This is a genomic window from Pedobacter frigidisoli (genome assembly GCF_004331675.1).
In the GTDB taxonomy this organism is placed as follows: domain Bacteria; phylum Bacteroidota; class Bacteroidia; order Sphingobacteriales; family Sphingobacteriaceae; genus Pedobacter; species Pedobacter frigidisoli.
The window spans coordinates 40523-54763 of record NZ_SJSN01000015.1 but is presented as its reverse complement, the minus strand read 5'-3'; the positions used below and the strand labels follow the sequence as shown (position 1 = coordinate 54763).

At 36.7% G+C, this 14241-nt stretch carries 14 protein-coding genes; 6 read left to right on the top strand and 8 right to left on the bottom strand.

Annotated elements, in window-relative coordinates; translation table 11 throughout:
* Position 1: 1 nt before the first annotated feature.
* A complete protein-coding gene (locus EZ449_RS17350; RefSeq protein ID WP_131561210.1) occupies positions 2–403 on the top strand; it encodes a hypothetical protein in 402 nt (133 codons plus the stop codon).
* A 390-nt stretch (positions 404–793) separates the two neighbouring features.
* Here the strand turns inward: EZ449_RS17350 and EZ449_RS17345 are convergent, their stop codons facing one another.
* The 4 genes from EZ449_RS17345 to EZ449_RS17330 all read right to left on the bottom strand — a co-directional run bounded on the left by EZ449_RS17345 (position 794) and on the right by EZ449_RS17330 (position 4257).
* Complete coding sequence (locus EZ449_RS17345; protein ID WP_131561208.1) at positions 794–2158, bottom strand: acyl-CoA dehydrogenase family protein; 1365 nt, start codon at positions 2156–2158, stop codon at positions 794–796.
* A gap of 245 nt (positions 2159–2403) precedes the next feature.
* Complete coding sequence (gene bshB1, locus EZ449_RS17340; RefSeq protein WP_131561206.1) at positions 2404–3120, bottom strand: bacillithiol biosynthesis deacetylase BshB1; 717 nt, start codon at positions 3118–3120, stop codon at positions 2404–2406.
* A gap of 4 nt (positions 3121–3124) precedes the next feature.
* Entirely contained in the window at positions 3125–3637 is a 513-nt protein-coding gene (locus tag EZ449_RS17335) for a glutathione peroxidase (RefSeq protein WP_131561204.1), read from the bottom strand.
* 5 nt (positions 3638–3642) lie between these two features.
* Positions 3643–4257 (bottom strand): DUF4294 domain-containing protein, encoded by a 615-nt coding sequence (locus EZ449_RS17330; protein WP_131561202.1) that lies wholly within the window; start codon positions 4255–4257, stop codon positions 3643–3645.
* Positions 4258–4367: 110 nt separating this feature from the next.
* On the opposite strand from EZ449_RS17330, the gene EZ449_RS17325 reads away from it, so the two are divergent.
* From EZ449_RS17325 to EZ449_RS17305, 5 genes are all read left to right on the top strand, one after another.
* Positions 4368–6575, top strand: a complete 2208-nt coding sequence (locus EZ449_RS17325; protein WP_131561200.1) for a RelA/SpoT family protein — start codon at positions 4368–4370, stop codon at positions 6573–6575.
* Positions 6576–6799: 224 nt separating this feature from the next.
* Positions 6800–7309, top strand: a complete 510-nt coding sequence (locus EZ449_RS17320; RefSeq protein WP_131561198.1) for a Fur family transcriptional regulator — start codon at positions 6800–6802, stop codon at positions 7307–7309.
* A 21-nt stretch (positions 7310–7330) separates the two neighbouring features.
* Entirely contained in the window at positions 7331–8611 is a 1281-nt protein-coding gene (locus tag EZ449_RS17315; protein WP_131561196.1) for an adenylosuccinate synthase, read from the top strand.
* Positions 8612–8766: 155 nt separating this feature from the next.
* Complete coding sequence (locus tag EZ449_RS17310) at positions 8767–9603, top strand: BRO-N domain-containing protein (protein ID WP_131561194.1); 837 nt, start codon at positions 8767–8769, stop codon at positions 9601–9603.
* 117 nt (positions 9604–9720) lie between these two features.
* Entirely contained in the window at positions 9721–10977 is a 1257-nt protein-coding gene (locus EZ449_RS17305) for an anthranilate synthase component I family protein (RefSeq protein WP_131561192.1), read from the top strand.
* 117 nt (positions 10978–11094) lie between these two features.
* Here the strand turns inward: EZ449_RS17305 and EZ449_RS17300 are convergent, their stop codons facing one another.
* From EZ449_RS17300 to EZ449_RS17285, 4 genes are all read right to left on the bottom strand, one after another.
* Positions 11095–11901 carry a M48 family metallopeptidase gene (locus EZ449_RS17300; protein WP_131561190.1) on the bottom strand — a complete coding sequence of 269 codons (807 nt, stop codon included), beginning with the start codon at positions 11899–11901 and terminating at the stop codon, positions 11095–11097.
* A 95-nt stretch (positions 11902–11996) separates the two neighbouring features.
* On the bottom strand, positions 11997–12644 hold the full coding sequence (gene plsY, locus EZ449_RS17295) for a glycerol-3-phosphate 1-O-acyltransferase PlsY (protein ID WP_131561188.1): 648 nt from the start codon (positions 12642–12644) through the stop codon (positions 11997–11999).
* Between the two features lie 48 nt (positions 12645–12692).
* Positions 12693–13535 (bottom strand): carboxylating nicotinate-nucleotide diphosphorylase, encoded by an 843-nt coding sequence (nadC, locus tag EZ449_RS17290; protein ID WP_131561185.1) that lies wholly within the window; start codon positions 13533–13535, stop codon positions 12693–12695.
* 297 nt (positions 13536–13832) lie between these two features.
* On the bottom strand, positions 13833–14198 hold the full coding sequence (locus tag EZ449_RS17285; protein ID WP_225872357.1) for a DUF4783 domain-containing protein: 366 nt from the start codon (positions 14196–14198) through the stop codon (positions 13833–13835).
* Positions 14199–14241 lie beyond the last annotated feature (43 nt).

Here is a 14241-nt window from a genome sequence, read left to right as displayed (position 1 = left end):
CATGAAGAAGAAATTTCTGTTTTATGTTGCCGTTTTAGGAATATTAATTTTAATATTCTTTATGATAAAAGATACGCTAAATCAACCTGGTGTAGCTGATATGAAAGCTGGTTTCAAAGAAATAGTAAAATATAGAAATGCCAATAACACAGGCCCCGTACAACGAATTTATGTGGTAACTGTTAAAGATTCTGTATGGAAAGAAATGGAAGATTACGGCAATTTAATGCCCCATACCAAGTATGGAAACACCAAAGTTTACTTCTTCATGGAAAGCAAAAATATTCCCAATACATTGCATCCTGGAGAGGTAAACTTCGATCCTCAGTTTAATAAATCATGCATCGCTTTGTTTGAAAAAAGCGCCATGAGTCAGGTGGCATTTAACAAGTACCCTTTTTAAAATCCTATTTTTTTTTTGGAAATGATTGGTTCGGCTCTCTTGGCATCATCAGCCCCGCTTTCCCTCCTGCCAATTAGAAGAAAATTGGCATCCTTTCAATCGGGTTTATAAACAACATTCTGTGTACAAAAGCCTTTCATAAGCAACTAATGTTTGAAAATCTGGCTTGCGTTATTAAACCCGACAAAAGCGGCAGCTCCCGATATTTCATCGGGACTATAGCGAATGGCAGGACTGGAGCAGCCATGAGATACTGACGTTCATTTCCAAAAAAATGTATATGAAACTGACGAAGTTTTCTATCGCTCTGCCCAACTAAACTTCGTAAGTTAATTCTAAAAAACTGACGAAGTTCTCCATTGCTCTGTCCTACTAAACTTCGTATGTTGATTATACAAAGGCTGAAAACCCAGTAATTGCTCTACCAACAATTAACGTATTGATTTCTTTCGTCCCTTCGTAAGAATAAATTGCTTCCGCATCAGCAACAAAGCGAGCGACATTATATTCGAGTAAAATTCCGTTTCCACCCATTACTTCTCGAGCACTGCTAACTACATCTCTGGTTCGAGATGAGCAGAAAACTTTTGCTAAAGAAGCATGTTCATCTTTCAACAAACCTTGATCTTGCAACTGAGATAAACGAAAACACAGCGTTTGCATTGCGGTTAAATTCGAGAGCATATCCACCAAATGATTTTGAATTAGTTGAAAAGATGCAATTGGTTTCCCAAACTGCTTACGCGTTCTGGTATAATCCAAAGCATTTTCATAAGCGCCACGAGCACAACCAACAGCCTGCCACGCCACTCCTGCTCTCGTCATTTGTAAAACCTTTGCTGTATCCTTAAATGTATTGGCATTTTGTAACCTGTCCGCTTCCTCAACTTCACAATTGGTTAACGTAATAATACCATTTTGAACAATTCGCAAGGCCATTTTATCCTGCATTTTTTCTACCGCAAAACCAGGATTGTCTTTTTTGATGATGAAACCTTTTACATCGCCACTTTCTTCTTCTCTAGCCCAAATGATTAATATATCAGCAAATGTGGCGTTGCCAATCCACTTCTTCTGACCATTTAAGATCCATTTTCCGTCAATCTTTTTACAGGTTGTGGTTAAGCCACCAGCAGCCGCAGAACCAACTTCGGGTTCAGTTAAGCCGAAAGCACCAATAATCTTGAATTGTTGCATTAAAGGCAGCCATTGCTGTTTCTGTTCCTCTGAACCGCATAAATAAATAGACCCCATGGCCAAACCACTTTGCACACCGAAAAAAGTAGAGATTGAAGTATCTATTCTAGCCATTTCCATGGCTAAAATCCCTTCCATTAAATTTGATTTCCCCGGACAACCATAACCTTTGTAGGTTAATCCACAGATATTTAACTCAGCAAGTTTGGGAATAATTTCGAAAGGAAATTCTGCCTTGTTCCAATAATGATTAACGATTGGTTTAACTTCTTTCTCTAGAAAAGCCCTAACTTTTAACTGTAATTCTCGATCTTCATCTTTAAGCGCCTCATCGCCCAAATGGTAAAAATCGCCCTCAATTGGCGGAAGTTCTTTCTTTTTCCCAGAACCACCTCCCATCATTTTCATCATGCCTTGGATTTGTTTATCATCCAAGCTAGAAATGGTTTCGACTATTTTCGGTAAATCGACCTTTTTTGATAAAGCTTCTAACTTATCGAAATCTACATGTTTAAAGAGGTTATATGCGTTTTTGAGTGAAGAGAATATATTCGCCATTATTATTCGTTTTTAGAGTAACAAACGAGTGGCGGTTTTGTTGGGCGTGGCGGTTTTAACCGCAAAGGGCGCAAAGTTTTACGCAAAGAAAAATAAAAATTAGCTTAGTTAATCGATTAGCTGGGCGCCCTTTGCGAAAAACTTCCTTTTCTTTGCGGTTAAATAAATTAAAACTAAAAAATAACCTCCCAGCTTTGCGTCCTTTGCGAAGTACTTCTTTTTCTTTGCGGTTAACTCAATCGGAATTACCTCAAATCGAACAAATTATCAACACCTAACAATTTTCTCGAAGTAAAACCCTCGCCGAAAGTAGCGCCAATACTTTTACCAAATTCTCTGGAACGACCTGCAATGGTTTCAAAAAACTCCGGAGATGAGATATAAGTCTGTAAACCATCTACATTTGGATTATAAAATTGGGTTTTAAAAGCCTTAATCGATTCAATTTTTTTATCCATGTGGTCGGAAATATCAACGATAATATCTGGCTTTAAATATCGATCTTGAATGTATTGCAGCAATAAACGCGGACGGTGAGCTACTTGTTTTTCTCCATCCATTTCAGTTTCTATTTTAGGCAAGCCAGAAAGAAAAACAGCATCATAAACTAAATCGCCAGCCCTACCATGATCAGGGTGACGATCTTCGAGCGCATTACTTAAAATAATTTCTGGTTGATATTTTCTGATCATTTTGATTACTTCCAAACGGTGAAACTCATCGTTCTGAAAGAAACCATCACGCATTCTGAGGTTCTCACGAGCATGCAAACCTAAAATTTTAGCAGAATCTAAAGCTTCCTCATCACGGGTTTCTGCAGTACCACGGGTACCTAATTCTCCTCGGGTTAATTCTACAATACCTACTTTTTTACCTAAGGCAATGTGCTTTAAAATGGTTCCTGAGCAGCAAAGTTCTGCATCATCAGGATGAACGGCTATCACTAAAATATCTAATTTCATGGTATTATTGGGCATTTTCATTCAGCAGGCGCTGAATTGTCTTTTTAATTTTTGAGCTTAAAGGCTTGGTAAAAGGCAAATAATAATCTACCAATTCACCTTTTTTGTTCACTAGGTATTTGTGAAAATTCCATCGAGGCTTTGAGTTTAATTTAGCATTCTGTTTTTTATCGCTCAAGAATTGATAAAGTGGATGGGCATGTTCGCCACGAACCATAATTTTATCAAAAACAGGAAATTTCACGCCGTGATTTATTTCACAGAAAGAAGCGATATCAGAACCATTTAGAGGCTCTTGCTTACCAAAATCATTGGTAGGAAAACCTAAAATCTCAAAATCTGGATGGTTGATTTCATCTTTCAATTGTTGTAATTCTTTCAGTTGCGGCGTAAATCCACATTCTGAAGCTGTATTTACAATTAAAATAACTTTGTTTCTATAAGCAGATAACGGCTGATCTTCGCCATTAATTTTCTTAACCTTGAACGAATAAATATTCGGAATGCTTTCTTGCATTAGATTTATTGATAAAATCCTGAAGTTCGGATAATGGATTCAATATCTCTATCCTGATTTGGATCGTAAGTGCTTTTTAAATTATGGCCAACAACACGGGCAACAATTTGATAGGAAAATGCCGCAAAACCGCCTTTGGTTTGTTTAACAATATCGTATGTAGTTCTCCCAACTTCCCTATCAATAAGTTTAGTTAAAATTTGTCCTTGTGTGATGGTTAAATCTTTAATTTCGCGGTTAAACATGTCCTTTATTTCATTATCACATTGCTTAACCAACTTTTTCTGGTCTTTCTTTTCTGGTGTACGAGAAATATCTTGCTCTAGTTGTTCGTATCTTCGTTTTGCAAATAAGGCGTATGGCATTACTTTTAATACATTGTAACGCAAGCGATTAAATGCAACTTGCTCTGCGGGCGACTTCCAAATTCTTGCAGCAAAAATATTAACCTCTTGCAGCTGCATCCATGGAATCATTACACCATTATCATTTGTAGAGGCTACCCGAATGGTATCCAACTTACCCATTTTTGGAAAAGTAGGCGCAACAGGTTCCTGAGCTTTTAGTGAAACACCAAAAATCGTGACAATAAACAGAATGATAAGCCCTTTAAAATTCATAAATTTATACTTTTACAAAGTTAGGTGTTATTTCATATATTAGGTGTTTCACAAACCTAATATAGGTTTTATTCATAAATAAGACGCAAATTTTTACGCAAAAAATACAAATGAAAACAGAGTTAGTGATTGATTTAGAGGCGGAAAAGCAAGAAATTTTAAAAAGATATAGGGCATTATTACGTGCAAGCAAGTCTACTTTGCAAAAAGGAGACAAGAAAGAGATTAGAAAGGCTTTCGATATGGCCCTGGAAAGCCATAAGGATATGCGCCGAAAATCTGGCGAACCGTACATTTATCATCCAATTGCCGTTGCACAAATTGCAGCGGAGGAAATTGGCCTTGGAACAACTTCTATCGTTTGTGCTTTGCTGCATGATGTAGTTGAAGACACAGACATTACGCTAGAAGATATTGAACGTGAATTTGGCAAGAAAACCGCAAAGATTATTGATGGCTTAACCAAAATTTCAGGCGTTTTCGACACCAACAGCTCCTTACAGGCGGAAAATTTCCGTAAAATGCTCTTGACTTTGGCTGATGATGTTCGCGTAATCTTAATCAAACTTGCCGATCGCCTGCATAATATGCGTACGATGGATTTTATGCCTCGCCACAAGCAGCTTAAAATTGCATCGGAAACGATTTACTTATATGCCCCTCTGGCTCATCGATTAGGTTTGTATGCTGTAAAATCGGAACTCGAAGATCTTTCTATGAAATATCTCGACCCTGATACTTACAAGTTTATTGCTAAAAAACTAAACGAGAAAAAGACGGAAAGGGCAATGTTCATCAAAAAGTTTGTGGAACCTATTGATGAAATTGTACATGATCAAGGTTTAGTTGCCGATGTTTATGGTCGCCCAAAATCCATCCATTCCATTTGGAATAAAATGAAAAAGAAAAATATCCCTTTTGAAGAGGTTTATGATCTTTTTGCCATTAGAATTATTTTGGATTCTGCACCAGAAAATGAAAAAGCCGATTGCTGGAAAGCGTACTCAATTGTAACTGATTTATATCGCCCCAATCCAGATCGTTTACGCGATTGGGTTTCATCGCCCAAGGGAAATGGTTACGAAAGCTTACACACAACAGTAATGGGCCCAAGAGGACAATGGGTTGAGGTTCAGATTCGTACACAGCGTATGAATGAAATTGCGGAGAAAGGTTTTGCAGCGCACTGGAAATACAAGGAATCGAGCAATGATAATGGCTTGGATCAATGGATTCAGAAAGTAAGGGAAATGTTAAGCAATCCAGAGGCGAATGCATTGGATTTCTTAGACGATTTCAAAATGAATCTTTTTTCTGATGAGATTTTCATTTTCACACCCAAAGGCGCATTAATTCAATTGCCACTAGGAGCTACTGCTCTTGATTTTGCTTTTGAAATTCATACTGGCGTTGGTGCAACCTGTATTGGCGCCAAGGTTAACCACAAATTGGTGCCAATTTCTTACAAACTTCAAAACGGAGATCAGGTAGAAATTATCACTTCAAACAAACAAACTCCAAAGGAGGATTGGTTAAATGTTGTGGTAACGGCGAAAGCAAAATCCAAGATTAAATCATCGCTTAAAGAAGAAAAACGTAAGATTGCCGATAACGGTAAAGAGATTCTGGAGCGTAAACTGAAATCACTAAAAATTACTTACAATACCGATAATCTACAAAAACTAAGTTACTTCTTTAAGCTTCCATCCACACAAGAGTTATTTGTAAATGTAGCACTAGGCAAAATAGAGCTTAAGGATATTAAGGAATACCTAAACACTGAAAAAGAAGTAGAATCGCGTGGACCAGAACGACCAGAAAACTTAACGGTTGATATGGTTAAAAGTAAAATGAAAAATGCCGATGGGGATATTTTACTGATTGGTGAAGATTTACAAAAAATAGATTACACTTTAGCGGCTTGTTGTAATCCAATTCCAGGCGATGACGTTTTCGGTTTTGTTACCGTGAGTGAAGGGATTAAAATTCACCGTACAAATTGCCCTAACGCCACTCAATTGATGTCTAATTACGGTTATCGCGTAGTTAAGGCTAAGTGGAACAAACAACAAGAACTTACTTTTTTAACCGGTTTACGCATTGTTGGTATTGACGATGTTGGTTTAATCAACAACATCACTCGTGTAATCTCGACTGATTTTAAGGTGAATATGCGTTCAATAACGGTAGATACTAACGAGGGGATCTTTGATGGTTCGATCATGATTTTTGTTAATGATACTGAACACTTAGAAAACTTGATCAATAATTTATTAAAGGTTAGAGGCGTTACAGGGGTTACGAGGTTTGATGCATAGGTAGTTGGAAAGTCGAGAGTCAGAGGTCCGAAGTTTAATAGCACCGAAAGAGAGTTGGAAAGTCAGGAGTTTAATGAGCAAATTGCAATAAGCTTAAGACTTTGGGTTAAGAACTTATATCTTCGGACTCCCGTCTTCCGACCTCGGACTTATTACAACATTTCAACAATCTAATCGCATAACAATCAAACAATTTATATACCTTTGAATGGAGTTAAAAAACTATGTCAGAACAAAAAACAAATGAGCTCGTTCGCAAGATTTTTGAGGCTTATTTAGAGAACAAAAATCTACGTAAAACACCTGAGCGTTTCGCCATATTGGAGGAAATATATTCCAGAAACGACCATTTTGATGTAGAAACTCTCTATATCCACATGAAAAACCAAAAGTATCGCGTAAGTCGTGCTACGGTTTATAACACCCTAGAATTATTGGTTTCCTGCGATTTAGTTACCAAGCACCAGTTTGGTAAAAACATGGCGCAATTCGAAAAATCTTATGGTTACCGCCAACACGATCACGTCATCTGCATTGAATGTGGTAAAGTGGTAGAGTTTTGCGATCCTCGTGTTCACCAAATCCAAACCATGGTTGGCGATCTACTGAAATTCGACATTAAACACCATTCATTAAATATGTATGGTTTCTGCTCAGATTGCAGCGTATCTAGAAAAGTGAGTGAAAATGCCGCTGCTGCAGCAAAACTAGAATTAAATCAATCCACAAAATAAAACCAGCTTAAATTTTTAATAATGACGCAAGTAGATGTACTTCTCGGCCTACAATGGGGCGATGAAGGAAAGGGAAAAATCGTTGATGTTCTTAGTCCGAAATATGATCTCATTGCCCGTTTTCAGGGTGGCCCAAATGCCGGACATACTTTAGAGTTCGATGGCAAAAAATTCGTTTTAAATACTATTCCATCTGGAATTTTCAACGAAAAAACCATGAACCTTATTGGCAATGGTGTAGTTATCGATCCAATCATTTTAAAAAGAGAGCTAGATAATTTAAAAAAAGCTGGTCATGATCCAGTTGCTGAAGGCAAATTGGTTATCGCCCGTAAAGCCCACTTAATTTTGCCAACCCACCAATTGCTGGATGCTGCCAACGAAGCACGTATGGGGAAAAATAAAATCGGTTCGACATTAAAAGGTATAGGCCCAACTTATATGGATAAAACTGGTCGTAACGGCTTACGTGTTGGCGATACCACACTTCCAGATTTTAAGGAGCGTTACCAAAAATTAGTTGAAAAGCATACTGAAATCCTTTCTCATTACGAAGGTTTTGAATATGAATTGGCAGAAAAAGAAGCATCATTCTTTGAAGCAATCGAATTCTTGAAAAGCATTCCTCATGTAGATAGCGAGCACTTTGTAAATGGCTATCTGAAAGATGGAAAAGCGGTTTTAGCAGAAGGCGCACAAGGAACCTTATTAGATGTAGATTTTGGGTCATATCCATTTGTAACCTCAAGTAATACCACAACTGCTGGTGCTTGCACCGGACTAGGTATTGCGCCTAACAAAGTTGGTGCAGTTTATGGCATTTTTAAAGCATATTGTACACGTGTTGGCGGAGGTCCATTCCCAACTGAATTAGATAATGAAGTTGGTGAAAACTTACGTGCCTTGGGACATGAGTTTGGCGCAACAACAGGGCGTGCTCGTCGTTGTGGCTGGATCGATCTTCCTGCATTAAAATATGCGATCATGTTAAACGGTGTTACCGAATTGATTATGATGAAAGCTGACGTATTGGATACTTTCGATACCATTTACGCTTGTACACATTATGAATATGATGGCGAAACGATCGATTATATGCCTTATGATATTATTTCCATCGAACCAAAACCTGTGCTTAAAGCAATTGATGGTTGGGCAACAGATGTGACTAAAATTACTTCTGTTGATCAAATACCAGCCAAATTGAATGATTACATTGCATTCTTAGAAAAAGAATTAGAAGTACCAATTAAGTTCCTTTCAGTTGGGCCAGATAGAGCACAGACTTTAGAATTACGATAAATATTTAGAAATTTTAAATCAAAAGCAATCTTGAAAAAGGTTGCTTTTTTTTGTTTGTAACATTTTTTAGTTATTAAAAAGCGTTTATTTATCTTAGAGCTTCCTCCTTATCAAACAACATCCTTTGTTTATCAAAAACTAATGAGAATTTTAAAATGAATAGCTTAAAATTATTTGAAGATAGAAAAGTACGTTCTGCTTGGAATGAGGAGGAAAATAAATGGTATTTCTCTATTATTGATGTTATTGAGGTTTTAACAAATTCTACCCGAGCAAGAAAATATTGGAATGCTTTAAAATCTAAGCTTAAGAGTGAAGGAAGTGAACTGTCCCATAAATTGGGACAGTTGAAAATGTCAGCAGATGATGGAAAAATGAGAATGACTGACGTTGCCAATACAGAACAACTTTTACGTCTTATCCAATCCATACCATCACCAAAGGCAGAACCTTTTAAGCAATGGCTGGCACAAGTTGGTGCAGAAAGAATTGCAGAAATAGAAAACCCAGAATTGGCTCAAGCCAGGATTAGAGCTACTTATAAAGCCAAAGGATATAGTGATGGATGGATAGAAAAAAGAATTCGAGGCATTATTGTTCGCGATGAACTTACGAACCAATGGAAACAAAGAGGTGTGAAAGAAGGTAGAGAATATTCCATTTTAACAGCAGAAATAAGTAAAGCAACCTTTGGCATCATTCCTAGTGATTATAAAAAGCTAAAAGGTTTAACAAAATCTACGGAGAATTTGAGAGATCACATGACAGATTTGGAATTAATTTTTTCGATGCTAGGCGAAGCCTCAACTACAGAAATTGCTAAAAATAGAGACGCAAAAGGCTTTGAAGAAAATCATATTGCAGCAAAAGATGGCGGTAGCGTTGCAGGTAAAGCTCGAAAAGATTTAGAACAAAAATCAGGCAAAAAGATTGTGAGTAGTCAAAATTTCAAACAACTTAATGAAAAAGAAACTGGAAAGAATTTAGAGTAGCAATTTAATATTTGAGCTCATTCCACAGTTTGCAAATAATAAAAGGTTTTGCTTAATTAAAAGATTGTATAATTAGAGCTTTCCACTTATGTTGCGTTTAGTTACCTTTGGCGCAGCTTGAAAAACCTACAAAATATATCTGATTTTAAACAAAGAGCATTGCATTGGGCAAATCAGTTCGAGGTCTGTTCTTTCTTAGACTCCAATCAATACAAGGACTCTTATTCAGCTTATGATTTTGTTATTGCAGCTGGTGTTCAACATGAGCTAAAATGTGCTAGCGGCGATGCTTTTGAACAATTAAAAGCATTTTATGAAAATCACAAGCAATGGATTTTCGGTTTCTTTAGCTACGATCTAAAAAACGAAATCGAGGATCTTCAATCGAATAACTTAGATCATTTAAACTTTCCAGACCTATATTTCTTTGTTCCCAAGTATTTAATTGCCTATAAAAATGGTGAACCAAAAGTTCTGATTGGTGAAACTTCCATTTTAATAGAAATAGAGAATTTTGATTTTATTTCAAAAGCTAAAGTCGAAAAATTAGAAATTTCTCAAAGGTTGACGAAAGATCAATATATAAACAAAGTAGAGACGTTAAGGAATCACATTCTTCGTGGTGATATTTATGAAGTTAATTTTTGTCAGGAGTTTTTTGCTGAAAATGCCGTAATTAACCCAGTTCAAACTTTTGAAGTATTAAACCAAATTTCCCCCACTCCTTTTGCAGGCTATTTTAAGATTTACGAACATTATATTTTATCGGCTACCCCTGAAAGATTTTTATGTAAACGAGGCTCAAAACTAATTTCGCAACCGATTAAAGGAACTGCAAGACGAAGTGACGATCCTAAAGAAGATGAAAATATTAAATACCATTTAAAAAACGATGTTAAGGAACAAGCAGAAAATGTTATGATTGTGGATCTGGTACGCCACGATCTCACCAAATCTGCTGTTAAAGTATCAGTTAAAGTTGAAGAGCTTTTCGGGGTCTATTCATTCCCTCAAGTGCATCAAATGATTTCGACCATCAGCTGTGAGCTTAATCCAGAAATTCATTTTATCGATGCCATAAAAAATGCTTTCCCAATGGGATCTATGACTGGCGCTCCAAAAGTGATGGCAATGGAACTGATTGAAAAATATGAAGAAACCAAACGAGGAATTTATTCTGGTTCTTTTGGATGTATCAGCTCTGAGGGGGATTTTGATTTCAATGTTATCATCAGAAGTATTCTTTACAATGCACAAAACCAATATTTATCCTTTCAGGTTGGTGGCGCAATTACTTATCAAAGCGATGCAGAGAAAGAGTATGAAGAATGCTTACTGAAGGCCAGTGCAATTTTGAAAGTATTGGGAAATTAGTTGTTAGACATTAATAAAAACAATAGTCTAGGCAAATCGTTTTTCCTTTAAATAGAAAAAGGTGGAAAATCTAGCAAACACCAAACTTTCCACCATTTAAACCTTAAGTATTAAACCCTATTTCTTGTAATATTGTTGTGCTTCTGGCAAATATTTTTGAATTTGAGCAATACGAGTAGCATCACTAGGGTGTGTACTTAAAAACTCAGCTGGTTTTTGTGCTCCTGCTGATGCCGACGACATTCTATTCCAAAAATTCACTGAATTAGAAGGATTATATCCAGCCATCGCCATAAAAATCAAACCTAAACGATCGGCTTCCAACTCTTGGTTACGGCTAAATTTTAACATCGCCACCGGCGTACCAACACCATAAAGCGTATTAAAGATAGATTGTGTCTTCGGGTTTTTAGATAGGGCTACACCTGCTGCAGCGCCAATTCCTTGTGCCACCATTTCTTGCGACATACGTTCTGCCGAGTGACCAGCAATAGCATGTGCAATTTCATGACCCATAACTGTTGCTAAACCAGCGTCATCTTGGGTTACAGGTAAGATACCAGTGTAAACTACAATTTTCCCACCAGGCATACACCAAGCATTTTTTTCGTTGTTCTGTACAACATTAACTTCCCATTGGTAATCAGCAATTAAATTACCATAGTTATTGCTATTCATGTAAGATTTTACGGCAGTTATTAATCTGCTACCAACTGTTTTGACCTTTAATGCCTGAGCGTTCGATGCAGGCAATACAGTAGATTTATTTTCCGTTAAAAAAGTACTATAAGCTTGGAATGCCATAGGTAAAACCTGATCATTACTAACTAAATCGAACCGACTACGTCCTGTTAACGGAACGGTAGAACATGAGTTAAATAATAAAATCCCAGCAACACTTGCTGTTAAAAATAACTTTTTCATAGATGAGCTTTTAAATGATTAGTATTACTTATATGCAAAACCGAAGATTAAACAGTAAGCCTTTAAATAAGTTTTAGTGAATGTGTTTTTGTTAGTTAATTAGCCTTTTTCCTAAACAAATACACTTTGGATTCCTTGCCTTTCAGCAACCTTTCTAGGTTTTTTTGGTGGGTAACTAAAATCAGGATACAAACAACCATGCCGTAAAGCACTTCGGATTTTATTGAAACCTGAAACAGAAAGACAACACTCAGCGGAAAAGTAAATCCCGCACATATCGAACTTAATGAAACATATTTAGTTAATAATAATACCACCACAAAAACCAGAACACAAAGCATAGATGCTTCAAAGTTAACTGCCAAAATCATTCCAAAAAGTGTGGCAACTCCTTTCCCACCTCGAAAACCTGCAAAAACGGGAAACAAATGTCCCATTACAGCAGTTACGCCAAGGGCCAATTGGTAATTAACAAAGACGATTGAATTTTGTGGTCCGGTTACAGACATGCCAATTAAATAGGCCAGATTTGTCGCGGTATAGCCTTTTGCTATATCGATTATCATTACCGCAATTCCCGCTTTTTTACCTAAAACCCTAAAGGTATTAGTAGCGCCAGCATTGCCACTTCCATACTCTCTAACATCAACACCGTAAAAGGCCTGACCGAGCCATACAGCAGTAGGTATTGATCCAAAAAGATAAGCAACTAATAAAGCGCTGAGCGAATAAACCGTAACCATAGCCTACAATGATACAAAAAATAAGCTTTTAATTTTATAGCAAATCATTTAGTAAGCTTTTAAACTAATATCTAAACTTTTTACCGAATGCGTAAGTGCGCCCATCGAGATAAAATCTACTCCACAAGCAGCATATTCCGCTACGTTCTCTTCAGTAATTCCGCCTGATGCCTCTGTGATAAACTTTCCATCGATTAGTTTTACAGCGGCTCTTAAATTTTCGAAATTAAAATTATCAAGCATAATTCTATCTACTCCACCCATTGCCAATACTTGAGATAACTCCTCAATATTCCTCACCTCAATTTCTATCTGTAGCGCCTTTTGCTGATCGACAAGGTATTTTTGAGCAGCTTTGATAGCATTAGAAATTCCACCTGCATAATCAACATGATTATCCTTTATCAAAATCATATCATACAAGCCAATGCGATGATTTACGCCACCTCCTATTCTTACAGCCCACTTTTCTAAATATCGTAAGCCCGGCGTAGTTTTTCGTGTATCTAAAATCCTTGTCCTGGTATCTTTTAAAAGCGCAACAATACGATTTGTCTTAGTAGCAATGCCACTCATTCTCTGCATGCAATTTAAAACCAAACGCTCAGCAATTAATATAGAATGGGTACTTCCAGATACAGTTAAACCAATATCTCCAAACTTCACCGCAGCACCGTCTTGCAATAAAACATCAACTTTCAAGCTTGCATCAACTTCCTTAAAAATCTCAACGGCTAGTTCCATTCCAGCTAAAATTCCATCTTCTTTTATAATGAGTTTAGCCTTTCCTTGAGTACCGGCTGGAATAGTTGAAAGAGAAGTATGATCTCCATCACCAACATCTTCGGCAAGGGCATTTTTTATGAATTGACGTATAAGTTGAGTATCCAAAGTTTAGAGTTTATACCGCAAAAATAAGAAATATTTATTAGCAGACAATTTACTGACAGGTATAAAACATCGTTTTTGCTTCGAAATAACACCTTTTGATTAAGGATTTGGAAAGCAAAACCTGTATTTCATTTCATTGTCAGTCCTGCCATCTGCTGTACTCACCAAATAAAAAATTTGGTTTCGTGCTCGCTCCTGTCAGGTTTATTTTGCAAAGATAACCTAAGTAAAATATACCAGATAATAGCCTAAATGCACTTATCTCAGCAATTACTGTCCAAAAAATAGTTTTTATGATTAGTCCTTGGCTGGCTCAATCCTCAATTCAGTAATTAGGAAGTTATTATTAAACTTTTTCATGGTGATGGAAACTCTGAAAGTCTCCTTTGAGGTACCTAACATAATTACCCCGAAACGGTAATTTGGATTTGTGTTAATTTTATGAAAAATACTTGTTTTTACTGGGGGATGCTTGATAAAGAAATCTCTCAAGATTTGTTCTCCCTGTGCTTTTGAGTATACATCTTCTTCATCAACAATGATCAGTTCGATGGTAGATGCAAAATTTTTGGCGATATCCTTGGTATTGCTAGCCTTAAAATACAATGATAAATCATCAATAATATCGGCCTGAATGGCATTAGGACTATATAATGATGACAAACTAATAATTAGTAAAAACAAGCTCCGGATCATTTCTGTATTT

What these genes read in the sequence shown, in the direction of transcription:
- EZ449_RS17350 (WP_131561210.1), top strand. Translation starts at nt 2, where the DNA reads ATGAAGAAGAAATTTCTGTTTTATGTTGCCGTTTTAGGAATATTAATT.
- EZ449_RS17345 (WP_131561208.1), bottom strand. Translation starts at nt 2,158, where the DNA reads ATGGCGAATATATTCTCTTCACTCAAAAACGCATATAACCTCTTTAAA.
- bshB1 (WP_131561206.1), bottom strand. Translation starts at nt 3,120, where the DNA reads ATGAAATTAGATATTTTAGTGATAGCCGTTCATCCTGATGATGCAGAA.
- EZ449_RS17335 (WP_131561204.1), bottom strand. Translation starts at nt 3,637, where the DNA reads ATGCAAGAAAGCATTCCGAATATTTATTCGTTCAAGGTTAAGAAAATT.
- EZ449_RS17330 (WP_131561202.1), bottom strand. Translation starts at nt 4,257, where the DNA reads ATGAATTTTAAAGGGCTTATCATTCTGTTTATTGTCACGATTTTTGGT.
- EZ449_RS17325 (WP_131561200.1), top strand. Translation starts at nt 4,368, where the DNA reads ATGAAAACAGAGTTAGTGATTGATTTAGAGGCGGAAAAGCAAGAAATT.
- EZ449_RS17320 (WP_131561198.1), top strand. Translation starts at nt 6,800, where the DNA reads ATGTCAGAACAAAAAACAAATGAGCTCGTTCGCAAGATTTTTGAGGCT.
- EZ449_RS17315 (WP_131561196.1), top strand. Translation starts at nt 7,331, where the DNA reads ATGACGCAAGTAGATGTACTTCTCGGCCTACAATGGGGCGATGAAGGA.
- EZ449_RS17310 (WP_131561194.1), top strand. Translation starts at nt 8,767, where the DNA reads ATGAATAGCTTAAAATTATTTGAAGATAGAAAAGTACGTTCTGCTTGG.
- EZ449_RS17300 (WP_131561190.1), bottom strand. Translation starts at nt 11,901, where the DNA reads ATGAAAAAGTTATTTTTAACAGCAAGTGTTGCTGGGATTTTATTATTT.
- plsY (WP_131561188.1), bottom strand. Translation starts at nt 12,644, where the DNA reads ATGGTTACGGTTTATTCGCTCAGCGCTTTATTAGTTGCTTATCTTTTT.